This window comes from Comamonas sp. CAH-2, assembly GCF_009668305.1.
GTDB lineage: Bacteria > Pseudomonadota > Gammaproteobacteria > Burkholderiales > Burkholderiaceae_C > Comamonas > Comamonas aquatica.
The window spans coordinates 68,008-92,090 of record NZ_VSWF01000001.1; the positions used below are offsets into that span (position 1 = coordinate 68,008).

The following is a 24,083-nucleotide window of genomic DNA, read 5'->3' on the forward strand; positions in this document are numbered from 1 at the left end:
CAAATGCTGGAAATCTTCCGCGCCGAGCTGGGCGATGTCCAGGAGCCTTACCTTTGGCAAGACTCGGAGCTGGTGTACTACCTCAATCAGGCAGTGCAAGAAGCGTGTGAGCGGGCACTTTTGATTGAAGATCGCAGCACCCCTGCGGCGTGTCATGTGGCTGTCCAAGCTGGAGTGGACACCTACAACCTGCACCCGAGCGTGCTCAAGGTCAAGCGCGCCAGCTACGAAGGCCGCCTACTGACGGAAACCAGCATCGAGGCGATGGACGCCGAGTCCGGCAACTGGGAAGTGCGCACGGGGCAGCCCACGCGCTTCATTTTGGAGGCCCCTGTGGGTGGCCGCGCGGCACGTCTCCGTCTGGTACCCACGCCAGCCGCAGCTGGCCAGGTCAGCCTGACGGTCTACCGCGGCGCTCTCAAGCTGCTGCAGGCGCAGTGCTTGAGCGACGAACCAGAGGTGCCAGTGTCTTTGCGCGATGGTCTCAAGCATTGGGTGTACCGCTGTGCCTTGCTCAAGAACGACGCCGATACCCAAAATGCTGTGCGCGCCTCCGAGCATGAGGGGATTTTCTCCGGTATCTTTGGTATCAAAGTGGATGCCAATACGGCGCGAAAGCGCAGCGATCGTCAGCCTCCGATTGTTCGTTGCGCATGGTGAGTGCTTCCCCCCGCTAAGGCTGGTTTCCACCTGTAAACCTCTGAAGAATTCCAAATATCTTCAGGGGTTTACGTGTTTTTGGCCCTTGAAATGCAGCAACTTCAAGGAGCCTTCAATGCCCTCACCACAAATGACAGGCAAACAGCGTTTGCTTGCTTTAGCAGCGGGGCAAGTGCCCCACAGCCGCAAGCCAGCTCAAGACCTGCGCGCCCATGGCGGCAAGATCAAAGGGCCCGGTACCCCGACCTCTGACTCTGTGGACGCCAAGCTGTCCAAGGGCGAGTTTGTCTTGCCGGCCGACACCACCAGCAAGGTGGGCGTGCGCCGATTGAAGCAACTGGTGGCCGCTACGCACCAGCCCACAGGCAAGAAGCGCAAGCCCCATCACTATGCAGATGGTGGTCCGGTTGAGGATGAACATGACAAACTGCGAAAAACGGCCAGCGCTCCTGCTGCCACCGCACCTGCACCGGCCGCGACACCTGCACCACCTCCCGCCGAGCAGCCCAAAACCTTCACTCGTGACGAGTTGATTGCCAAGATCCCCGTCGATACCGAGTACGAAGCGCCGCCACGGCAAGCCACGGGGATGCTGGACAGTCTCAAGCAAACCGAAGTGGGGCGTCAGGTCTACAACACGGCCATGGCCTTGCCTGGTGTGGGGGGCATTGGCCGCGCAGCTGCGACGGGCGGAGCCATCAGCACGGGCGTGAACCGTCTGGCAGCTATGGCCAATACCACCGGGAATCTGGCTGCAGGTGACGGCGCCGCACGTGAAGCAGTGACCATGGGGGCGGACTATGCGCGCAATTTCCCGGTGAGCGAAGCGCAGGCAGGCACGCTGCCTGCCGGCGACAAGGCAGCCGGCCCCGCGGTAGACGCGCCCGCCGCAGGTCCATCGCAGCAAGCTCCCGGCAGTCAGGCACCGGGTACGCCCTCCGAGTCCCAAGCCTCCGCCTCATTTGCGCCCCAAGTCGCGCCCGGCGTCTACCAGCATGGCCGTGGCCAGTTCAGCGACCGCCCCAGTGATATGGGGTTTGCCTCTGGCTTCACCGGCCAGCCCAGCACAGCCGACCAGCAGCGCGCAGCCGCTGTGGCTCAAACCCAGAGCCCTGTGGCTGCATGGGCACAAACGCAACAGGCACCAGCAGCAGGTGCGCAGCAGGCACGAAGCCCCGTGGGTATGACGGTGCAAGAAGCACAGGCGGCCGGCTTGATCGGTGAGCGTGTCGGCTATGGCCCCACGTATGACCAGCGCCTGACCCCCTCCGAGCGCATGGGCCCAGTGGTCGGAGAGGGGGTGGATACGTCTGCCAGCAGCCCTGTTGCCAGCAAGCCGCGCGAGAGCTGGACGGATTTTGCCAACCGCATGATTGCCATGGAAAAGGGCATTCAGCCCAGCAACACCCCCCAGATGCGCCGCCCCACGGCCGTGCACAGTGGCAACGACTGGAACGCGCGCCAGGCGCTGGATCGCCTGAAGATGGCTGCCAATGGCATCTATCGGACCAGGGCAGAGAAAAATGTCGCGCAAGAAGCATACATGAAAGGCTTGCTGGCTGACCAGGCCGCAATTTCAGGGCAGGCCGCACTGGATGTGGATGCCATGAAGACCAATGCTGGCCTTGAGCGCGAGAACATGGGCCAGCAAGGGGCCAACAGCCGTGCGCAACTTCAGGAAACCGGTGCGAACCGCCGCGAGGGTGTGCGCAGCGTGGCGGAAATGGCCAAGTTCGACCGCGAAACCGAAGAGCACAACCTGCGCGTGCGCGGCATGCAGCGTCTGGATCGGGTTCAGACCGAGCTGGAGAAGGCGCAGACCCCAGAGCAGGTATCGAGCGCTCGCGCCCGTTTGCTGGCCTTGCATGGCCGTACCGCTCAAGAGCAGGGCCGCTGGCGTAGCGGTAACGACCAAAACGGTAACCCCTTCCTCTACAACGAGACCACGGCCGAAACCCTCACGCCAGGTGTTTCGCAACCCCGAGCAAAGCCCAATGAGGGCTCTTACGTGCGCGGCCCTGATGGCCGCCAGTACGTTGTACGCAATGGCAAGCCTGAATTGGTGGAAGGTGGTAAGTGATGGCCGAATCTCAAACGCAATCCAGCAACCGCTTCAGCCAACAGCCGGCCTCCCAAGAGCAGGAAATCGACTGGAGCCAGTTCACCCCTATCCCCAAGGCCACCGGGCTGCAGCGCCTCAAGGACATTGGGGCATCGTTTGCCAGTGGTGCCGTGGGTGCAACCAAGGCTATCTCAGATGCTGCGGGTGCCGACAATGCTGTGTCGGCCGGGCTGGGCCGCATGCAGGATGCCACGCAAAGCTGGATCAGCCCTGAGCGCCAGGCTGAGCAGGAGCGCCGTGCTGCGACCATCCAGGCTGCCGAGAAAGGGGATAGCCGTCTGCGCGAAATTGGCGCGCAGCTGCGAGGAATTGCAGAAGCCCCTGTCAGCACGTTTGCGCAAGCTGCGGGCTCTGTGGTGCCAGTGGTGGCTAGCATGCTGGCCACCCGTGGGCGCGCCCCTGCAGCGTTGGTGGGCACCACGTTGGGCGTGGCCCAGGGTGCCGGCGCCGTCAAGGGCAGCATCCATGAGGCCGTGAAAGATGAGCACTTGCAGGCCGGAGCTACCGAAGAAGCTGCCAGTGCCGCCGCAGAAAAGGCGCAAGCCTATGGCGGTGACAACACGGGACAGATCGCTCTGGGTGGGGCGTTGGGTGGCTTGGCCGCCCGATTTGGCGTGGAAGGCATGTTGGCCCGCAGCATGGCTGGGCGCGCCGCCGCTGGTGGTGCTTCTGCGCTGGGCCGCATCGGTGTGGGCGCTGTGTCTGAGGGTGCCCCCGAGTTAGTGCAAGGTGGCCAGGAGCGTCTGGCAGCCAACCTGGCACTACAAAACGAAGGGTTTGACACCCCCACATGGCAGGGCGTAGCAGGGCAGGCCGTGGCGGAAGGTGTGGCCGGCACCATGCTGGGCGGTGCCACCAATGCCTTTGCCCACGGACAACCCCGGCAGAGCGAACCTCAGACCCCGAGCGATGCACCCACCGCTGCAGGAGCCCCCGCCGAACCGACTGTGCAGGAGGCCGCCCCTGCAGTCGCCGCACAAGCGTCCACCATTGACCCTGACGACAACCCAGAAACAGGGATTGATCCCGAGCTGTCGCCCGCGGCCCAACCGGGCATCGACCCTGCTGCCGGCCCGCTGTCGCGCAATGTGGCCAAGGAGATGGAGCGTGGGGCCACACCTGCGCCGCGACCCATCCATGAACGCATCCAGGATCTTCCCGATCAGGAACGCACGCAGGCGATCATCCTGGCCGACGAGATCAACAACCTGGACAACCCGGAGGGCGTACGCCAGTTTCGCCGTACGGAGCTGGACAGCTTGCTGCAGCAGCATGAACAGCAGGCCGCAGCCGATGGTCCCATCTCCCGCAACCTGTCGGCCCACCGTCCGAGCACGGCACTGGCCACCAGCGCGTTGACCGAAGACGATCCCGCCGATTGGCACAAGGTTTACCGCCGCAACCCCGTGGGCGTGCCCTATCAGAGCGCCGGCAACCCGCTGGCCGATGCGCAGCAGGCGGTGCGCCAGAGCACCGAATACACGGACCCCCAGCGCGTGCAGGCCGTGCGCGGCGAACTGGAAGATGCTTGGCTGGCACTGAATGTGAGCAATGAGCCTGTCTCGCAGCAGGAGACCCTCAGCGCGCCTGTCGATCGCGGCGACATCACCCCAGAGATTGACGCTCGGGTGCGCGCCGGCCGTGTGGTCAGCGGGGTGCGCAACGCCTTTGAAGGCGGTGCCCCCAACACCCTGCGCGTGATCCAAAGCGTGAACCAGGCGCTGCGCAACATTGGTGAGCAGTCGCTGACACAGGACGAGATTGCCCGTATTCGCCGGGTTGCCGATGCGCGCACGGCCTTCATGGGCCTGAACTTGCCCGCGGCATTGCCTGAAGACCTTGTGCAGCAAGTCGTACCAGCGGATGCTATGGCCGACAACAGCGCGATGGAAGCGCTGATTCCCGAACGCCACTCCAAGCAGCAACGTGCGCAAGCACCCGCCAATTTGATGCGGGCAAATCCCGTAAGAAACCAAAACGCGTTTCAAACGCAGGTGGCTGCAGCACCAGGGGCTGCAAACCCTGCATTCGAGGGCTCTTCTGTTGCAAACGGAGAAGCAGCAGCGGCAGCGGAAACCGTGGTGGCTGACGGGGGCCAAATCGCCCAAATTGATCCGAAAAGCCGCATGGAGACTGGGTTTGACGGTGGTGGCCAAAACGCTGTTCAAGCGCCGATTGCGACCGCCTCCGCATCGCCACAGGCCCAGCTACAGCGCCAGGAATGGCGTGACGCTGAAAAGCGCCGCCGCGCTCCCGGCAACCGCGCCCGCTCCAATGCGTATGACGCCAATCCTTTCAAGGCTTTCTTGGGCAAGCATGGAGTGACCGTTGACCATCGTGCGGACTTTGCTCCTGGTGCAACTGAGCAACGCCAGGCCATGGTGCCGGGCTATGGCCCGATCTTCCGCCGTACAGGTAAGCAGCTGGACGAGCTGGCACAGGCCGCCTACGAGGAAGGCTTTATTGCCACACCCGATGATGTGCAGGTGCAAGACCTGATCAGCCGGGTGCTGCGCGGTGAGCGCGTGATTGCGGAATATTCGGCAGATGCGGTGCAAGCTGAGATGGACAGTCTCATTGCCGAGCAGATGGCCATGGCGGAAATGGAAACCGCACAGACAGACCCCGCATCGCTGGACTTTGACGAGGATGTGGCTTTGGCGCACCTGGCCGACATTTCTGACGCATCCACTTTTGAGATACTGGACGCAGACATTCCTTGGGATGCCGAGCCCAGCAACACAACCACCGAGGCTGCTATGCGCGCCTTGGGCTTTACCGAAGAGGAAATTCAAGATGCCATTGCCCAAGAACCCAGCCGAGCGCAAGAAGTTGGCCAAGGCCGTCGCCTCGCTGATGAGTCTGCCACCCAAGCAACGCAAGGCAGTGATGGCAGAGCACCTGAAGCGCCGGGGGCTGGAGCAGCCGACACAGCGCTGAGCACCTATACCCGCGAAGAAGTTCTTTCCCGTCAGTCCGAGCAAGAGCGTGCACAGTCCGAGCAAGCCCGTGCTGACCTTCAAGCCGCGCGCCGCGAGCAGGCTGACCGCGAGCGTCCCGAGTTCATCCTGACCGGCAGTGACCGCAACGCGGACGCAAATCCCAACCAAGGGGACATCTTCAGCCCGTCTAACGCTATCAATAATGAAGTTGGTAGCGCACGCCAGCCAATAAAGCATTCGCAAAAGGAAAGCAAAAGCAGCAACGCCAAACGGCAAGCAGCTACTCAAAAAGTAGCGCAACGTGCCGTTCAGCGCATCGAGGACGTGGGCGAAAAGATTGGTGGAGCCCGTAAGGACGTGTGGACTGGCTTCCGTGAGGATCTGCGCGCCGTAGCTGACGACCAGATCAAGGCGCAGCCCCTGTCCAAGGTCTGGCCCAGCACCGATTACCAAAAGCTGATCGACGGCGGCGCCAGTGCTGAGACCGTGGCCATGGTTCGCGCCCTGCGGGATGCTGTGGAGACCAAACCGCGCCAAAGCTACAAGGTCAGCCGCTGGGCCGATCAGGTGAAGGTGCTGCGCAGTTTCGCCACCGACTTGCTGGATGGCAAGGTCAATGTGGCTGCCTTGAAGGCCGATATTGGGAAGCTATCGAGCCGCTCCCTGCGGGACGTGCTGGGCCGCGCTGAACTGTATGAAGCGGTGGGGCATGGCAAGAGCCTGGAGGGCATCACCTTTGGTGAGCACCACTATTCGCTGTACCGTGGCCGTGAGAACGTGCACCTGTGGGCCGTGGAGCAGGGGGCCAAGGGCGGCACTTTCGGCAACTGGCCGCGCGAAATTGCCACCGGGGAAACCAAAGAGGCTGCCCTGGAGGCGTTCAAGAAGGCGTATGCCAACCTGGACAGCACCAAGGAAAAGAAGGCCGCGTCCTTCGACATCATCACCGAGCAGTTCTCGAGCGATTACTTCGTGGGCAAGAAGATGGGCCGCACCTATGCCAAGCTGGCTGGACCCTTCAAAACCACCCGGGAGGCCCGCGCCTACCGTGACGGCAACGAGGCCGAGCTGCTGAAGTCCCTGGAGGTGTTCAAGCAGATCCCGCAGGAGCGTGGAGACACTAACCGCCCCCGCGTGGGTCAGGACTATCGCCAGGGCCAGGACGTAAACCCCACACAGTTCCGCGAAACCTTCGGCTTCCGAGGTGTGGAGTTTGGCAACTGGGTGGAGCAGGGCAAGCGTCAGCAGGAGCTCAATGATGCCTATGACGCGCTGATGGATCTGGCGGCAGTGTTGCAGTTGCCGGCCAAAGCCATGTCACTCAATGGTGAGCTGGGCATGGCCTTCGGTGCCCGCGGCATGGGTGGTGTGGGGGCCTTCAAGGCCCACTATGAGCCTGGCAAGGTGGTGATCAACCTGACCAAGCGCACGGGTGCTGGGAGTTTGGGCCACGAGTGGTGGCATGCCGTGGACAACTACTTCTCGCGGATGCGCAGCAGTGCGAATGGCTACATGACCGACAGCAGCGACGTGAAGGCCGCTGCGAATGGTGCCAAATACTTTCCGCGCGGGGAGGGCGTGCGCCCGGCCATGATCGAAGCCTTTGGCGCTGTGATGCGTGCCATCAACGCCACCGCCTTGCGCACCCGCTCCGCCAAGCTGGATGAGCGCCGCACCAAGGACTATTGGAGCACCGACATCGAGCTGAGTGCCCGTGCCTTTGAGAGCTATCTGATCGGCAAGCTGCAGGACCAGAATGCCAGCAACGACTATCTGGCCAACGTGGTGAGTCCCAAGGCATGGGAGGCAGCTGCGACGGTGGGTTTACGCCAGGATGATGCCTATCCTTACCCGACAGCTGACGAGATCCAGGCCATTCGCGCCGGCTTTGACCACTTCTTCCAGACTGTGGAAACCCGTGAGACGGACCATGGCCTAGCGCTTTTTAGCAGCCGCACCACGCCGCCCGAGTCCAAGCTTTCGCTGGAGCGTGTGCAGCAGATTGTGCAAACGGCCCTTCGGGGCATCCCCGGTTCGCCACCAGTCCACGTCGTGCACGGCCCCGCTGACCTCGGTTTGGTCGTTGCGGGAGAGGACGTGCATTCGGGCGTCACCCTCCGCAGTGGGGACATTTACGTGTTTCAGTCCGGAGTAGGGTCTGAACTCGATGTGCTTAAGACGGTCTTTCATGAGTTGTTCCATCGTGGCTTGCGAAACGTTCTGCCTGCTGATCAGTATGTGCAGACTATGCTGGATCTGGCTAAGCGTGATGATCGGGTCCAATCCTACGCGAATGCTTGGAAGGGCCTGCCAGTGGCTGCCGAGCAACGTGCGGAGCTGGCCAAGATGGGATTTGCTGGCAGTGAGCTGCAGGCCCGCTTTGAAGCCCTGGCCATTGAGGAAGGGCTGGCCGTTGTGGCCGAAGAACTCAAAGCCGAGAAGCAAGCTGGCACCCGCTCACTGCGCTTGCGTTCCCTGACGACGTGGCTGGCCAGTATTGCCGACAAGCTGGGTCTGACCAGTGTGGCCAACGCCATCCGCCGCATGAGCTACAACGAGGCTGAGCGCTTCGTACTGTCTGCGATTGATGCATCTGGCAAGGCCGTGGCCACCGCCCACACCACCACCAACCCAGCCGCGGATGTGAACAAGATGCGCACGGCCGCACCGCAAGAGGTGGCGAAGGTGGTGGGGGACACCCTCAAGGGCATGACCGTGCAGAACCTGCGCAAGCAGGCCGGCTTCAAGGTGACCGATTACATGGGCATTGGCTTGCAGTTCCTGGGCCGCCGCCAGTTGACAGAGGTTTACAGCCCGATCCTGCCCCAGCTCAAGCGCTACAGCGACCTGATGGCACGCATGGATGCGGACAAGAACGAAGCCGGTGCTGGTGCGGACGAGCTGGCCACCGAATGGGGCAAGCTCAAGGACGAGACCGCCCTGGCAGAGCTGATGCACGACGCTACTTTGGCCCAGATCGACCCCGCCAAGGACTTTGTGGAAGGGGACAACAAGGCCGAATGGCAGCGCCTGAAGGCCCGCTATGGCGCCCTGACCCCAGAGGCCCGTGGCATCTACCAGCGCGCCCGTGACTCCTACCGTGATCACATGCGCCAGGTGCGCCAGGCCATCAAGGAGCGCATCGAGCGCAGCGATATGACCGGCCAACGCAAGGCCGACATGATCAAGCAACTCGATGGCGACTTCTTTGGGCACATCAAGGGCGTCTACTTCCCTCTGGCCCGTTTTGGCCAGTATGTGGTGGTGGTCAAAAACGCCGAGGGCAAGGCCGTGAATGTCAGCCGTGCCGAGACCATGGCCGAGGCGGACACCCTGCGCGGCACGCTGGCCGGTGCCTACTCTGCGGAGCAGGGCTATACCGTGGGCAAGGTGCTCAAGTCCAAGGACTTTGTGGCTGACCGTGACACCGTGGGCTCTGGCTTCATCCAGGAGCTGTATGGCTTGCTCGAAAAGCAGGGCATGGACGCCAAGCAGCGCGCCGAGCTGGAGGATTCGATTGGGCAGTTGTACCTGGCATCGATGCCGGATCTGAGCTGGGCCAAGCACGGTATCCACCGCAAGGGCACGGCCGGCTTCAGCCAGGACGCGCGCCGCGCCTTCGCGCAAAACACCTTCCACGGTGCCCGCTACTTGGCCAAGCTGCGTTACTCGGATCTGCTGCAGGACGAGCTGACGGACATGGACAAGTACATTTCCATGCACGACAGCGATGCCAAGTACCCATCGGTGCGCGCCCGCCAGGTGCTGGACGAGATGGTCAAGCGCCATGAGTCGGCCATGAATCCGACCGGTAACCCGCTGTCCACCGCCTTGACCAGCTTTGGCTTCATGTTCCATTTGGGTTTGTCGCCAGCTTCTGCCATGGTCAACCTGACCCAGACCGCGCTGGTGGCCTATCCAGTGATGGGCGCCAAGTGGGGCTATGCCAAGGCCAGCGAGGCGCTGCTGCGCGCCAGCAAGGAGACGGTGCTGGGCAAGAACGACATCACCAACTTCCTGAACAGCGAGGAGAAGGCTGCGTTTGACGAGGCGGTGCGCTCGGGCGTCATCGATGTGACCATGGCACATGACCTGGCCGGCATTGCGCAGGGTGAGGACTCGGGCGTGATGTGGCGGATCCGGCCGCTGATGAAGTGGGCCAGCTTCCTGTTCCATCATGCTGAGAAGTTCAACCGCAGCGCGACCTTTGTGGCGTCTTACCGTCTGGCGCGTGATGCTGGCAGCGACCACTACCGTGCCTATGCGGAGGCGGTGAAGGCAACCTATGACGGCCACTTCGACTACAGCAGCAATAACCGACCACGGTTCATGCAAGGCAATGTGGCCCGGGTGCTACTGCTGTTCAAGCAGTACAGCCAGAACATGGTCTATGCCTTTGCCCGCTCTGCACAGCAGTCGCTGAAGGGGCAGACGGCCAAGGAGCGCGCCGAAGCCCGCAAGATGCTGGGTGGGTTGCTGGTGATGCACGGCATGGCAGCTGGTGCCCTGGGCCTGCCTATGGTGTCGACCCTGCTGGCCGTGGCGTCCATGCTGGGTGGCGACGATGACGAACCCTTTGACGCACAGATTGCGCTGCAGAACATGCTGGCCGACACCTTGGGGCAAAAGCCAGCAGAGGTGCTGTCGCATGGCCTCTCGCGCCTGACGCCTTGGGATATTTCCGGCCGTGTCGGCTTGGACAATCTGATCTTCCCCGACCTGCAGGAAGGTCTGGAGGGCCAGCGCCTGGCTGAGTCCGCCATGGCATCTGCCCTGGGTCCGGTGGCTGGTATCGGGGTGAACGTGCTGCGCGGTTTGCAGGATATGGCCGATGGCGACTACCTGCGCGGCCTGGAAGGCATGATGCCCAGCTTCTTGCGTGGTCCGCTCAAGTCCATTCGCTATGGCGCAGATGGCGTGGTGGACCGTAGCGGGATTGTGGTCAAGGATGATGTGGACTATGCCGGCCTCATTGGTCAGTTCGCCGGGTTTTCTCCCTCTGAAGTGCGACTGGCCTATGAGGGCAAGGCGGCCATCAACAAGCACGACCGCGCCTTGGGTGCACGCCGATCCACGCTCATGGAGCAGTTCGCGCTGGCTGCTATGGCAGGAGACGAGGAAGGCAAGGTCGAAGCGCGCGAAGCCATCAGCCGCTTCAACGAGAAGAACCCGTCACGCGCGATCAAGCCGATGCAGCTGGCCCAGAGTGTGCGCATGCGCCAGCGCCGGATCAACCAGGCCCAAGAGGGGGTGTACTTGCCGCGTAATCGACGCGATGCGGTGGAGGCAGGGAGGTTTGCCGCAACGGGTGATGGTGAAGACGACTGAAGCAACGCAGCGCCATCAAAATTGAAGGCTCACCCTCTGTTGGAGGTGTGAGCCTTTTTAGTAGGCAAAGCCCCCAGATGGCTTGGCCGCCCTTACAGAGGATCCCGGTAGCTTTCCTCGAACTTGTTCTTCGCCCGAATATGCGCGTTTGCACATTCGACAGTCACCGGGTCATCACGGCATTTTTGAGATGGCTTGAAGTACTGGTTCCAGGCAGCTTCTTTTCTGGTAGCACGCTCATTTGCTTCGCGTTGAGCGAGCTGCTGTGCGGCAAGAGCTTGGGCATCGCGTTGAGCCTTTTCCTCGCGTTGTCGTGCGAGTGCTGCTTGGCGGTCTTTCTCTTGCTGGAGGATGCGCTGCGAAGCAGCTTGGGAGTTGGTCACGATGCCTTGGAGCATGTGATTCACCTGGTACATCACAAACGCACGCCAGCCTATGAACAAGACGGCCCCAACAGCCAGGCTGATCAGGGACCACTTCAGCCAATCGCCATCAGATCGGTGACGGCGGTATCTTCGAAAGTCGCTCATGTCTCCTCCTAGGCGCAGTGTAACTAACGGGTTCCATGGATCGTCAAACACCATCAAGCCGTTAGCGTGCGTGCCACAGGAGGAGGTCCATCCCTGGTGAGTGCTTCGTTTAATCTGCAGTGGGAACTTGCGACTCTAAGCCTGCAAAGCTACGCCTCAACACGAATTCGATATGCAGTTGTTGACGCTAAATTTTCTATATCAGTTTTATACATCCGCAGTAAATTCAGAACTTCATCAGCCAATTTTCCAAACGCTTCGGCATCAATGTCTAGATATTCACCATGTGCTATCTTGTTGCGCCGTTCAAGCAAAGATTTATCCAGAAAATTAGAATATACAGCATATCGTTCAGTTTGAATTCCTAGAGATATAGCTATATTTTGGAATACAACAGAACTTAAGTTGGATTCCGTATCAACCGCGTTAGATAGTGAAATATTCGCTGCTTTTCCACTGTTATTTCTAAAAAAATCGACTGCTTCAATATTGATTGCTGCTCGTTTTGACTGCACTAGGCTTGTTAAATGCTTTTTTGCCGCGAATACCACAAAGCAGCTAGCAAGTTCTTCATAGCGCAGATGTTGGTTGGCTACATATTCGAGGTAAACCTCAGACGCGCCCTTAACAAAGCCCTCCCAGTGCGCGTAAATAAGCGGCACACCAGCACGTAAAAGGGCTGCTTGTGCATACGAGCTTGCTGACATCGCATTCGATTTAACGTAGGCGATCTCTTTAAGTCTCCAGGCGAGCGATTTATCCAGCGCATCTTGGAGATCTGAGAGGGTTCTAATTTTGCTCACGGTTGAAAGTAGCCCTGAGCCATAGGGAGAAGTTTCGCGAGCCTTGTAGTGCCACGTACACCCGCTCCAGAGTACTGGACAAAGGTAGGGTCCGCCCAAAGATCCTTGCATTTATCTTGAATATATAAAGAGCGTGCTTCCAGATCCATCCTCTCTATGGCGTCAATATTACGAGAGACGCCGAGCGCAACAACTTCAAAAACGCTCATTAAGAATGCACCAGTGAACGCCTGGCCATCCCAGCGTTTGAAGGTCTTGCTTCCAAGCGCAGAATCAAGCAGCGCAAATGTCCGATTGAAAACTGCTTCTTCGATTTTTCGATTCATTGGCGCGTCTCGCGTCATTTGAATTAATGCCGCATCTAGGTATTCGTGTACATCGAGTCCATTTTTATATTCAACATTCCTAAATGCGAAGAATCGGAGCGCCAACTCGACATGAGCCTGACGTTCTTTTGCGTTCGGCGTCTGATCGATCGTATTTTCGAAGAATTCTGTTTCTGCCCTCGTGATAAGCCATGACTGAAACGCTGGGTCGACCATATATCCAACTGAATTTCGTACCTCTTGCTGCGAAAGATTTACACCTCCTGTATTCAGGCGTTGAAACAGTTCGTACTTGATCAACGGATCACTTTCCTCTTTCAAAATCTCAACTCGTAAGCGAGCCCGCTTTATCTGGATTTGGAGAGTAGACCCAATCCCTTCCACGCCATCCTGCGTCGATGGCTCCCATCCTACGTTGTTCAAACTCGGCAGAAAGGTCGTCCCCTCTAGACGGGATGGCTGTATGAAGTTCCCATATGCATCCTTGAGAATTCCTATGAACTCAAGCAATGTAGATACACGCTGAAGACCATCAATAAGCTCCCAAACCCCATCGGCACGCTGATACACAAAAATAGGAGGCAGCGGTAGTCCAAGCAAAATAGACTCGATTAACCGAGCCTTACGCGTTACGTCCCATCTGAAGAGTCTCTGATACTCAGGGCTAATCTGAAGTTCGTTGTCCCGATATAAGTTCACCAACTCGCCGATTGACATTTCGTAGCCTTCAGTGACGATTTCTTTTCGCGCCGCGGCGATCTCTTCGAGCAATGGCATCTACATGTCCCATGTTGAGAATTGAGTCCGAAGTCTATCTCAGTGGCACTAGGCTAAGGCCCGAGCAAGACTAAACGGATCAGCTTTACCTAGATGGCTTTCATTCCGCAGTAGCTTCAACTGAATGACTGCTCTATGCGTAAGCAGTGATTAGATATTTTGGGTCGAGCGGCTGCACCCAGCCTGGAGCTGTCACCTGCGCTGATAGATGTGAAGGGTGCTCTCGGCGGATTGCAGCTAGTCACAATGAGCTGCTAGGGTCGTCTCTGCTAGGCCTTTACGTGCGGATCACCTGAAGCGAGAGTGAGTGCAACTTGCGGACGAGAGTTCAAGGGAAATTTGCGGAATTGAAGTCTCTCGCTAATCCTTCGATATGAGGCAGCGCAAAAAATTGTTGGTATTTATGTTGGTACTTTTTTAAATCGAATCTTTAAAATGTAGCGATAGCAAAGTATTTAGAGATTATTTCAATTCCCGCCAGCCAAAGGGGTTCAATGAAGTTCATTGAACCCCTTTTTCTTTTTCAAAATCAATGACTTATAGTCTTTTTTGGTCTTAGGTGATCTCACTGCTGTCAATCTGTTTAGGGGGAACAGACGGGGGAACAGACGGGGGAACAGACGGGGGTGATGGTAAATTTCTCCTAATTGTTCCCCCTTCCCCCTCTGTGGGAAGCCTTTTTAAAGAGCATTTGTTCCCCCATGTTGACTGATGCTCAGTGCCGAAACGCAACCTGTTCCCCCGGAGCCAAGCGAGAGCGTTTTTCGGACGCAGGTGGCCTGTACCTTGAGGTCAGCCCTGCAGGCTCTCGACGCTGGTTCTGGAAGTATCGAAAGGACGGTAAAGAAGGGCGTCTGGCTCTAGGCAGCTATCCGCAGGTTACATTGACGGCTGCTCGGAAAGCTAGGGATGCTGCTCGGTTGCAGAAGTCAGAAGGCATCGACCCCGCTAAGGCACGCAAGCTGGAAAAGTTGGTCAACCCAACTGGGGTCGCTGACACATTCAAAGCGGTGGCGCTGGAATGGTACGAAAAGCAGGTGCCACGCTGGAGCCCTGGTCATGCTTAGCGAATGCATCGTCAACTGGAGCGCGACTTGTTTCCGTGGATTGGTGATCGCGAAATGGCGCAGATCCAGCCCATGGAGTTACTGGCTGTGCTGCAGAAAGTGGAAGCGCGCGGTGCTGTGGAGACCGCTGACCGAGCACTGATGTTGGCACGGCAGGTCTGGCGCTACTGGCTACCAACAGCCAGCAATACTCAACGTGACATCACCGAAGGCCTGAAAGCTCGATTGACTCCATATCGAGGCACGAACTTTCCTGCGATTGTGGAGCCCCAGCGCTTTGGGGAGCTTCTGCGAGCCATGTACGCCTATAAAGGTGGGCCCTTTGTACGCACAGCTCTTTTGTTAGCTCCTTTGCTTTATCAACGTCCAGGCAATCTTCGGATGATGGAGTGGGCTGAATTGGATCTGGATGCAGCGCTTTGGAAAATTCCTAGCGCCAAGATGAAGCGTAGCGTGCAGGAAAAAGAGAATGGGGAACCGCATGTGGTGCCACTGCCCAAGCAGGCGGTAGCGATGCTTCGTGAATTACTGCCGCTAAGTGGCTGTGGACGGTATGTGTTCTCTGGCCAGCGTGACCATGACCGCCCTATGTCTGATAATTCTGTGCGTACAGCCTTGTACAGCCTAGGGTTTGGCGATGAGCAAAGCTGGCATGGCTTTCGTGCTAGTGCCAGAACTATGTTGGTTGATCAGCTTGACCTTGATCCACTGGCGATTGAGGCCAATCTGGCGCATGCCGTTAAGGATGCAAATGGGCGCAGCTACAACCGAACCAAATATTTGGCTAAGCGTTTCGAGCAGATTCAGCAATGGGCAGATTACCTTGACAAGCTGCGCGGCGTTGAGCTCGCACAACAAGAGCAGCACAAGCGCTCTTTAACGAGCCTTCTAAGAAGAGCTTGAACCACACGAGTTTCAGGAGGCTCAAGCTCTCAGAGGATTGAGTCGTATAACCACTTGCAGCGGCTTAGGTAAACTATTGATGCAAGTCGCAAAACTTGTGTTGGCTGAAAACCTGCACTTCAACTAACTAGCCTTCATCTAGCCGTGTGTGATCCAGTATGTTTAAGCATGACGATTATGAGTGTGGTGCTCGGTAAGCATGCGGTTTACTTGCGACTAAAAATCTCGCTTAGCGTGGCTAAAACGATTGGAAAAATCAGTGCTAACAGCATATAGGCGCTTATAGACCTCTTTTTGCTAAGAGCTGTGAAAACTGCTCCAGATCTTGATTTCAGCCTTTACGTCCATTTATGGGAAGTTAGTCCAAAGTAACTTCCCAAGAATGTTTTTAATTTAGCATCTCCTGCATATGCGATGTTCAAACGCATTGCAGGGTTTGGAGAGATACGGTTCGGATAGAAAACCGAACCTGGAGCTAGAAAGATGCCGTGCTGTGCTGCCGAACGTGCAAGCTCGAATTCTGAGCACGAAGAGGGCAACTCCACCCAGTGGTAAAAACTGTGCTCGATATGTGGATGGACTTTTAGGCCTAGCTGCTGCATTATGCGTGCAGACTGTTTGGATGCTTCTTGGGTGCGTTGTTGCAGCTTGGTGATGTGCTTTTTGTAGTGGCCAGTACTGAGCAGCTCAAAGAGTATTCTTTCTGAAAAATCAGAAGACGCAATAATGGTCAGCATTTTCAAATCACAGAGTTCCGCTACTTGTGGACGCGGTCCGGCGATATAGCCCACGCGTAGGCCTGCTGAAAGTGTTTTTGAAAAAGTGCTTATATAAAACACGCGTTCTAACTGGTCCAGAGAGGCGAGCCTTGGGATGTGGGGATCTAGCAGTTCTGCAAACGCATCATCTTCTACGACCCAGATATTGTGCTTGGCAGCCAGCTGCAGCAACTTATGTGCTTTGACCAAGCTGATCGAGCTTCCCGTAGGGTTGTGCGCCAGTGATTGAATGAAATAAACCTTCGGCTTGTGCTCCATCAGGAGTCGCTCCAAGACTTCAAGATCAGGGCCATCGGGCAAGCGTGGAACATCCAGCATTTCAATGCCCGAAAGCTTTAGCTTGGCAAACAGTGGGTAGTATCCTGGCGCGTCCACCAATGCTTTATCGCCTGCAGCGAGAAGGTGTCGAACAATCAGATCCAACGCATGGTTGGCGCCGTATGTCATAAGTATCTGCTGGGGGGGAGCTTCAATACCTCTTTCCTCTAGGGCTCTTGCCAGCATTCTGCGTAATGGCTCAAAACCTGCGGGGTCTCCATAGCCACGCTCTGCATCTAGCAAATCACGCAGATCGGTTTTTCTAACTTGTGCCCATACATCTCCTGTCTCCATCCAGTGGGCTGGAGGGCGCCCATCCCCGACACGCAGAGCATTCCGAGAATTGACCTGTTCGCGTAGTAACGACAGGACATCCACAGCCGCCGTGAAATTGGACTGTGCCACTTGTGCGTGCTGCTTTTGAGTTTCCCGCACGTAATACCCGGAGCCAAGCTTGGCCTGGATATAGCCGTGAGCTTCTAATCTGCCATACGCATCCACCACGGTATTGCGGCTTACGGACCAGTGTTCAGCCGCTGAGCGGATAGAGAGAATTTTTTCACCTGCTGGTAATTCATGACGCTCAATTGCCCCAATGAGGGAAGACACTAATGCTTCAACTTTGTAGCTGTGTTCTCTGGTGTTCATGAAAAATTCCCATGCAAATCAATGGCATGTGGAATTGAACACGAACCGTACCTAAATTGCTATAGGTACAGTTTTCTATGTATGCCTTCAACCGTACCTATAGTTGCTTGGCAATCTTCCTAGAATTTTCTCGTGCACAAAGGACTTAGAGCCTGCGCACACTTCAACCGCTGCAGCTATAGCAGGGGATGTGAAATAACTAGGAGACAAGACAATGAATGCAGGCAATTTTTCGCGTCGCAGTGCACTTAAGGCTGGTGTAGCAAGCAGCATTGCTGCTGCAGCCATAGCTCCCGCTATTGCTCGTGCCCAAAGCACCACGACGTGGCGTATGCAAACTCTGTGGGATGGTGGGACTACCGCTCAGAAGTTTGAAGAGAAATTCGTCGCCCGCGTGGCTGAACTAACTGGCGGTCGCTTCAAGATCAATCTCTTTTCTGCCGGACAGATTGCACCTCCAGCGCAGGCATTTGACGCTGTGCGTGGCGGTGCTTTCGAGATGATGAAGACTTTTGATGGTTACGAAGCTGGAAAAATTCCTTCGCTTGCATTCACCAGCACCATTCCCTTCGGCTTCCCCGAAAGTGACCAGTACGAAGCTTGGTTTTATGAGCGTGGTGGACTGGAGCTGGCACGCCAGGCTTATGCTGCTGCCGGCATGTTCTATGTTGCTCCAACCGTCTATGGCCAAGAGCCGCTGCATTCCAAAGTTGCCATTCGAAAAATGAGCGATCTGCAGGGCAAAAAAGGACGTTTTGTTGGGCTGGCCTCCTCGGTGATGGGGGCCATGGGTGTTGCAGTGACCACGATGCCTACCGGTGAGGTGTACTCCGCACTGGATAAGGGCGTCGTTGATTTTGCAGACCGCGGTGACCTGCTTTCCAATTTTGAATCTGGCTTGGCTGAAGTCGCTAAATACGTCATCTTGCCGGGCTTCCACCAGCCAACGACTGCTACCAGCTACGTGGCCAACAAGGGTGCGTATGACAAGTTGCCTGCAGAGTTCAAGTCGGCATTGGCCGTGGCTGCGCGCGAGGTGTCCGGCGCGTTTCGCCAGCACCTGCTGGTGAACGATGCGGTGGCGCTCGGCAAATACAAGGCCAAGGGTTGCGAAATCATCTACATGCCTGCTGACGAAATCAAAGCCGCACGTCCTAAGGCATTGGAGGCCTGGAAGGCAGCAACCAAGGGCGATGCGCTCGCTACCAAGATCCTGGATAGCCAGAGCACGTTCATGAAGGACCTGGGTCTGCTGTAAGTCACCTTGCCTTGCGCTCACCGTGCCGTTGCCTGACGGCACGGCAGCACCTTATTTGCCTGGAGATCTGCCATGCCACATTGGCTTTCTGTCTCTACGGCCGCCATAACCGCCATCAACCGCGCCCTGTTCAAGGCCGCAGTCTGGATCATGGCTGTCGTCGTACCAGTGATGCTTTACGAAGTGATAGCGCGCTACTTATTCAATGCACCGACCACTTGGGGTATGGAGCTGGCTGTCCTGCTTTTTGGGCCCTATTTTCTGCTGGGAGGCCCGTACCTGCTGCACCTCAAGGGGCACGTTGCCCTGGATGTGGTGCGCCAGCGTTTGAGCCCCATTTGGCAACGGCGCATGGACCTGGTGAATTACCCGGTAATTGTGATCTTCTGCGCCATCTTGCTCTACTTCAGCGTGCCCAGCGCATGGAGCTCCTGGGAGTACAAGGAAACGAGCTTCTCCGCCTGGAACCCCCCGGTATGGCCCATCAAGGCTTTCGTACCGCTTGCCCTGGCCCTGATGATGATGCAGGCCATTATCGAATTTCTGCGTGTGGTCTATGAGCCCACTGTTGCATGCTCCGAGGAAGGGGGGCAGCAATGAGCTCCAACATGATCTTGATTCTGATGTTCGGTGGCCTGACCTTGTTCATGCTCACCGGGCTACCGATTGCCTTTGTGCTGGGCGGACTGTCGCTGATTTTCACAGTGACGTTGTGGAACCCCGGCGCAGTCATCGTGCTCGTGCTGCAGATCTATGACACGATGAAATCTGAGGCACTCTTGGCAATCCCTCTGTTCATCCTTATGGCCTGTATTCTTCAGCGCTCAGGAGTGATTGAGGAGCTATACCGGGCCATGGAGATCTGGTTCGGGCGCGTGCGGGGCGGGCTAGCCATCGGTACCGTGATCATTTGCGTGATCATGGCGGCGATGACCGGCGTAGTCGGTGCAGCCGTGACGGCCATGGGGATCTTGGCGCTGCCCGAAATGCTACGTCGGGGCTATAAACCAGAGCTTGCGCTAGGCACGATCTGCGCTTCAGGGACTTTGGGCATTCTGATTCCGCCATCGGTGCTGACTATCGTGTATGCAGTGACGGCACAGGTATCGATTGGTCAGATGCTGATTGCTGGCATCGTGCCCGGCATCGTCCTCGCGTTGCTGTACATCTCCTACATCGTCGTCGTGAGCTGGCTGAAACCGGAATGGGTGCCGCTGGACACATCGCAGCCGCGGGCCTCGTTTCGGGAGAAGCTCGTGGCCCTCAAGTCGCTGGCCTTTCCCAGCTTATTGATCGTGATGATCCTGGGCTCCATCTTTTTCGGGATCGCGACCCCGACGGAATCCGCTGCAGTGGGCGTGGCGGGGGCCATCGTGCCAGCCGTTTTGCGCAGGCGCCTGAATTTTGAGCTGTTGCGCAGTGCCGGTGTTGATGCGCTCAAGGCCACTTCCATGATCCTGTGGATCACGCTGGGTGCCAAAGCTTATGTTGCCATCTTCACGGGACTTGGCGGTGCGGACACACTGCTGCACTTTATCCAGAACCTGGAGGTCAATCGCTGGGTGGTGTTGGCAATGATGATGCTGTTGCTGGTTTTTCTAGGTACTGTCTTGGATGAGCTAGGCATCATTTTGCTGACTGTGCCAGTCTTTCTGCCCATCGTGAGCATGCTGGGGTTCGACGAAATCTGGTTTGGCGTGCTGTATGCGATCACGATCCAGATGGGCTACATCAGCCCACCGTTCGGCTACACGCTTTTCTACATTAAGGGCACGCTGCCCCCTCACATCACCATGGGGGCTGTCTACAAGGGCATTCTGCCGTTCTTTCTGCTGCAGTTCGTGGGGCTGTTGCTGTGCGCACTGTTGCCCGACCTCGTCACTTTCTTGCCTCGAATGATGTCCGGCCATTGAGCCGCGTCTGGAGATACACATGACCACATCTGCATTCAGCAGCCGCATTTCCGGTTTTCATAAACAGGGCTTTCAAGACCGAGTGGAGACGCTGGCGAGCTACATCCAACTGACCGACGATGAACAGGTGCACCTGCGCAATACGGGCAACCTGCCGGCCGAGATGGCAGACAGGCTGATCGAGAACGCGGTCGGCACGATGAACATCCCGATCGGGATCGCCACCAACATGCGCATCGACGGCGTGGACAGGCTGATTCCCATGGCCACGGAGGAATCTTCGGTGGTTGCCGCAGTCTGCAATGCGGCCCGTCAGTGCTATGACCACGGTGGTTTTATTACGTCGATGTCCGGGTCTTCGATGATTGCCCAGATCCAGCTCACTGGCGTTTCTAATCCCGCGTTCGCGCGCCAGCAGATTCTGGAGCGCCGAGACGAAGTGGCAGCGCTGTGCAATTCCACAGACCCTGTGCTTCTCAAGATGGGCGGCGGCTTTCAGGACCTCGAGGTGCGTCTGCTGGACACGCCGACCGGGTCCATGGTGATCGCACATCTGATTGTGGATACGCGTGACGCCATGGGTGCTAATGCCGTCAACTCTATGGCTGAGAAGCTGGCACCGATGATTGCCTCTTGGACCGAAGGCAAAACCAATTTACGCATTTTGTCTAACCTTGCGGACCGGCGGCTGGCGCGCGCGCGCTGCATATGGCGTACCCAGGATATCGGTGGCCCTGAAGTGCGCGATGCCATGGTGAGCGCCTATCACTTTGCGAACTGTGACCCCTATCGCGCGGCCACGCACAACAAGGGGATCATGAATGGCATTAGCGCTGTGGTCCTCGCGACAGGCAACGACACCCGCGCCGTGGAGGCCGGTGCCCACGCCTATGCGGCTCGCAAAGGTCACTATGGCAGCCTCACCCACTGGGAGGTCAATGCGGACGGAGACTTGTGCGGCTCAATCGAGCTGCCTATGGCGGTAGGGTTAGTCGGTGGCGCGACCAAGCTGCATCCGACAGCCAAGATCGCTTTGAAAATACTCCAGGTGCAGACGGCCTCGGATCTGGCTCGTACGATTGCGGCCGTAGGGCTGGCCCAGAATTTTTCCGCCATGAAGGCTCTGGCTACGACAGGCATCCAGAAGGGGCACATGGCCTTGCACGCCCAGAACATCGCCATGATGGCCGGTGCTGTGGGTGACGAGATCGATCGGGTAGCCCGGACTCTAGTGGCGCAGGCTGCCGTGCGCCTTGATGTTGCGGAAGCTGAGTTGCAGAAGCTGCGCTCGGCGTGACGTCGCATGGATTGGAAAGAACCTTCTCATGATCGACATTGACGACAACACCACCATCATTGCGGCGTTTCGTGCGGCAGCACAACGTTACGCTGACCATGACTTTCTGGTCGTGCCACCCAACCCCAACCGCAGTTACGAACCGGCAGGGCGGGAGATTACCTACGCACAGGCGTTGGATGCGGTCCACACACTGGCTCATACCTATCGCGCCGCAGGATATGGGCTAGGCCACCGGATTGCGCTGCTGCTCGAAAACCGGCTCGAGCACGTGCTACACAAGCTTGCCATCAATGCGATTGGTGCTTGTTGTGTGCCCATCAACCCGGACTATCGCACGCGCGAACTGGTCTACTTGATCGAGCACTCCCGTGTCGATCTGATCGTTGTCCTCGCATCGCGCTCCGTGCAAATCCGGTGCGCACTGGACGAAGTACAGCACCAGGTACCTAGCATCACCCTGGAGGAGTGGTCTCTACAGCCCCTGGCCCCCGCATCCAGGGCGGTCAATCCAGGTGCCATCAGTGCTGAGACTGCGGCTAGCATTCTCTACACCTCAGGGACCACGGGGCAGCCCAAGGGCTGTGTGCTTTCGAACGCGTATGAACTGGCAGCTGGGAAGTGGTATGCCACGCTGGGTGGACTGGCCGGGATCGAGGAGGGGCGGGACCGGCTCTACAACCCGCTGCCGCTTTTTCACGTCAATGCCTCAATCCTCTCGCTGTACTGCATGCTGCTCACTGGTGGAGCGCAGATACAGACAGATAGGTTCCAGCCCAGCCGTTTCTGGCAGGAGGTGTGCGACACCAAGGCCACCATCATTCACTATCTAGGTGTGGTCGTACCTATGCTGCTGAACCAGCCAGACAGCAGGCTAGAGCGTTGCCACAGTGTCCGCTTCGGTCTGGGCGCTGGTGTTGAGCCTCAATTGCATGCAGTGTTTGAGGAAAGGTATGGATTTCCACTGCTAGAAATCTGGGGCATGACGGAGATGGTACGTCCGCTTTGCGACTGCCATGAACCTCGTCAAGTGGGAACGCGTGCATTTGGCAAAGCACGTCCGGGATTTGATGCCGCGGTCATGGACGAATACGGAAACTTTGTTCCGGACGGCACGTCTGGCGAGCTGGTGATTCGCTATAGCGCAGAGCATCCTCGCAGGCACTTCTTCAGCGGCTATTTGGACAACGAGCATGCCACTGAAGATGCCTGGCGTGACGGGTGGTTCCACACCGGCGATGTGGTCGTGCGGCACATGGACGGCATGTTTCACTTCATGGATCGCCGGAAAAACATCATTCGCAGATCGGGCGAGAACATTGCCGCCGCCGAGGTCGAAGCCTTGTTGCTGACGCACCCACATGTGCGTGGTGCTGCGGTGATGGCTGTGCCGGACGAAGTGCGTGAAGAGGAAGTACTGGCCTGTGTGGTGCTGGCAGAAGATGCGGTTTCCCAGGATCGTGTATCGCTGGCCCGGGAGATTTTCGACTTTTGCCACAGTAATCTTGCGTACTACAAGTCGCCAGGGTGGATATGGTTCACAGCGGGGATTCCCACCACGGGCACCCAGAAAATCCAGAAGCATCGCATCTTCGAACAGGGTGTTGACCCCCGCACTCTGCAGGGGATGCAAGACCTGCGCTCGTTGAAGAAGCGTACCTGAGCATGCTGCATCTCTATCACTGTGTTAGCGCGCGCTCCTTCCGCTGTTTGTGGATGCTGGAGGAGCTGAGCCTGCCTTATCAAGTTCACATGCTGCCGTTTCCACCACGGGGCTTAGCGCGAGACTATCTGACCATCAACCCGCTGGGCACGGTGCCTTTATTACTGGACGGCGATGTGCGTTTGACGGAATCCGCAGCCATCTGTGAGTATTTGGCTCGGCGCTATGGCAACGGTCAGCTTGACGTTCTTCCCGATGACCCTGAATTCGGGCGCTATCTAAACTGGCTTCACATGAGTGATGCAACGTTGACCTTCCCACAGACACTTGTTTTGCGCTATCGTTTTTTTGAGACGGCGGAACGCTTGCAACCGCAAGTTGCGGAAGACTACCAGCGTTGGTTTCTAGCGCGATTGAAAGCGGTCGACCATGGTTTTACGTATGGGCAATTTCTATGCGGAGAGCGATTTACTGTTGCCGATGTTGCCGTTACATATGCTTTGCAACTTGCTACCCACTTAGGGGTGGAGCCAAAGTTTCCCCCGGGGGCCGCTGCGTACTGGCAGCGAATGCAACAGTGCCCGACGTTCATCAATGCCTTAAAAATTGAAGAACAAGCTGCATTGAGGCAAGGAATATCGCCAAAACCTTCCCCTCAAATTCGCCCATGAACTCAGTTCATGGCAAGTTGTCCAAGCCGCGAAGACTGAAGTTTGTATTTGATCAAACCAGTTGTTACCAAAGCCATT

General features: G+C 57.6%; 13 protein-coding genes and 1 pseudogene. 10 read left to right on the plus strand and 4 right to left on the minus strand.

Annotated features, from left to right (window positions below; translation table 11 throughout):
• The first annotated feature begins 3 nt into the window (after nucleotides 1–3).
• From FYM52_RS00360 to FYM52_RS00370, 3 genes are read left to right on the plus strand one after another with little or no spacing between them, the layout of a single operon-like run.
• The gene (locus FYM52_RS00360; protein WP_154162635.1) at nucleotides 4–660 is read left to right on the plus strand and encodes a hypothetical protein; all 657 of its coding nucleotides are present in this window, start codon (nucleotides 4–6) and stop codon (nucleotides 658–660) included.
• Nucleotides 641–2,740: a hypothetical protein gene (locus FYM52_RS00365; RefSeq protein ID WP_154162636.1), complete on the plus strand. Its 2,100-nt coding sequence runs from the start codon at nucleotides 641–643 to the stop codon at nucleotides 2,738–2,740. The genes FYM52_RS00360 and FYM52_RS00365 overlap by 20 nt, the downstream gene beginning before the upstream one ends.
• Nucleotides 2,740–11,052, plus strand: a complete 8,313-nt coding sequence (locus FYM52_RS00370; protein ID WP_154162637.1) for a PLxRFG domain-containing protein — start codon at nucleotides 2,740–2,742, stop codon at nucleotides 11,050–11,052. The genes FYM52_RS00365 and FYM52_RS00370 overlap by 1 nt, the downstream gene beginning before the upstream one ends.
• A gap of 92 nt (nucleotides 11,053–11,144) precedes the next feature.
• Here the strand turns inward: FYM52_RS00370 and FYM52_RS00375 are convergent, their stop codons facing one another.
• The 3 genes from FYM52_RS00375 to FYM52_RS00385 form a co-directional block, all read right to left on the minus strand.
• Complete coding sequence (locus FYM52_RS00375) at nucleotides 11,145–11,582, minus strand: hypothetical protein (protein WP_154162638.1); 438 nt, start codon at nucleotides 11,580–11,582, stop codon at nucleotides 11,145–11,147.
• 149 nt (nucleotides 11,583–11,731) lie between these two features.
• Complete coding sequence (locus FYM52_RS00380; protein ID WP_162524607.1) at nucleotides 11,732–12,385, minus strand: MAE_28990/MAE_18760 family HEPN-like nuclease; 654 nt, start codon at nucleotides 12,383–12,385, stop codon at nucleotides 11,732–11,734.
• Nucleotides 12,382–13,488 (minus strand): DUF262 domain-containing protein, encoded by a 1,107-nt coding sequence (locus FYM52_RS00385; protein WP_154162639.1) that lies wholly within the window; start codon nucleotides 13,486–13,488, stop codon nucleotides 12,382–12,384. The genes FYM52_RS00380 and FYM52_RS00385 overlap by 4 nt, the downstream gene beginning before the upstream one ends.
• A 701-nt stretch (nucleotides 13,489–14,189) precedes the next feature.
• Here FYM52_RS00385 and FYM52_RS00390 point away from each other — a divergent pair.
• Nucleotides 14,190–15,458, plus strand: a pseudogene (locus tag FYM52_RS00390) (tyrosine-type recombinase/integrase).
• Between the two features lie 338 nt (nucleotides 15,459–15,796).
• On the opposite strand, the gene FYM52_RS00395 reads toward FYM52_RS00390, so the two are convergent.
• A complete protein-coding gene (locus FYM52_RS00395; RefSeq protein WP_154162640.1) occupies nucleotides 15,797–17,203 on the minus strand; it encodes a PLP-dependent aminotransferase family protein in 1,407 nt (468 codons plus the stop codon).
• 214 nt (nucleotides 17,204–17,417) lie between these two features.
• Between FYM52_RS00395 and dctP the strand changes: the two genes are divergently transcribed.
• From dctP to FYM52_RS00425, 6 genes are all read left to right on the plus strand, one after another.
• On the plus strand, nucleotides 17,418–18,461 hold the full coding sequence (dctP, locus tag FYM52_RS00400; protein WP_154162641.1) for a TRAP transporter substrate-binding protein DctP: 1,044 nt from the start codon (nucleotides 17,418–17,420) through the stop codon (nucleotides 18,459–18,461).
• Between the two features lie 72 nt (nucleotides 18,462–18,533).
• Complete coding sequence (locus FYM52_RS00405) at nucleotides 18,534–19,061, plus strand: TRAP transporter small permease subunit (protein WP_154162642.1); 528 nt, start codon at nucleotides 18,534–18,536, stop codon at nucleotides 19,059–19,061.
• Nucleotides 19,062–19,069: 8 nt separating this feature from the next.
• Entirely contained in the window at nucleotides 19,070–20,374 is a 1,305-nt protein-coding gene (locus tag FYM52_RS00410) for a TRAP transporter large permease subunit (protein ID WP_238826057.1), read from the plus strand.
• Between the two features lie 19 nt (nucleotides 20,375–20,393).
• The gene (locus tag FYM52_RS00415; protein WP_154162644.1) at nucleotides 20,394–21,671 is read left to right on the plus strand and encodes a hydroxymethylglutaryl-CoA reductase, degradative; all 1,278 of its coding nucleotides are present in this window, start codon (nucleotides 20,394–20,396) and stop codon (nucleotides 21,669–21,671) included.
• 28 nt (nucleotides 21,672–21,699) lie between these two features.
• Nucleotides 21,700–23,334, plus strand: coding sequence for an AMP-binding protein (locus FYM52_RS00420; RefSeq protein ID WP_154162645.1), 1,635 nt, complete (start codon nucleotides 21,700–21,702; stop codon nucleotides 23,332–23,334).
• A 2-nt stretch (nucleotides 23,335–23,336) separates the two neighbouring features.
• Complete coding sequence (locus tag FYM52_RS00425; protein ID WP_154162646.1) at nucleotides 23,337–24,005, plus strand: glutathione S-transferase family protein; 669 nt, start codon at nucleotides 23,337–23,339, stop codon at nucleotides 24,003–24,005.
• Nucleotides 24,006–24,083: the final 78 nt, after the last annotated feature.

What these genes read in the sequence shown, in the direction of transcription:
- FYM52_RS00360 (WP_154162635.1), top strand. Translation starts at nt 4, where the DNA reads ATGCTGGAAATCTTCCGCGCCGAGCTGGGCGATGTCCAGGAGCCTTAC.
- FYM52_RS00370 (WP_154162637.1), top strand. Translation starts at nt 2,740, where the DNA reads ATGGCCGAATCTCAAACGCAATCCAGCAACCGCTTCAGCCAACAGCCG.
- FYM52_RS00375 (WP_154162638.1), bottom strand. Translation starts at nt 11,582, where the DNA reads ATGAGCGACTTTCGAAGATACCGCCGTCACCGATCTGATGGCGATTGG.
- FYM52_RS00385 (WP_154162639.1), bottom strand. Translation starts at nt 13,488, where the DNA reads ATGCCATTGCTCGAAGAGATCGCCGCGGCGCGAAAAGAAATCGTCACT.
- FYM52_RS00395 (WP_154162640.1), bottom strand. Translation starts at nt 17,203, where the DNA reads ATGAACACCAGAGAACACAGCTACAAAGTTGAAGCATTAGTGTCTTCC.
- dctP (WP_154162641.1), top strand. Translation starts at nt 17,418, where the DNA reads ATGAATGCAGGCAATTTTTCGCGTCGCAGTGCACTTAAGGCTGGTGTA.
- FYM52_RS00405 (WP_154162642.1), top strand. Translation starts at nt 18,534, where the DNA reads ATGCCACATTGGCTTTCTGTCTCTACGGCCGCCATAACCGCCATCAAC.
- FYM52_RS00410 (WP_238826057.1), top strand. Translation starts at nt 19,070, where the DNA reads ATGATCTTGATTCTGATGTTCGGTGGCCTGACCTTGTTCATGCTCACC.
- FYM52_RS00415 (WP_154162644.1), top strand. Translation starts at nt 20,394, where the DNA reads ATGACCACATCTGCATTCAGCAGCCGCATTTCCGGTTTTCATAAACAG.
- FYM52_RS00420 (WP_154162645.1), top strand. Translation starts at nt 21,700, where the DNA reads ATGATCGACATTGACGACAACACCACCATCATTGCGGCGTTTCGTGCG.
- FYM52_RS00425 (WP_154162646.1), top strand. Translation starts at nt 23,337, where the DNA reads ATGCTGCATCTCTATCACTGTGTTAGCGCGCGCTCCTTCCGCTGTTTG.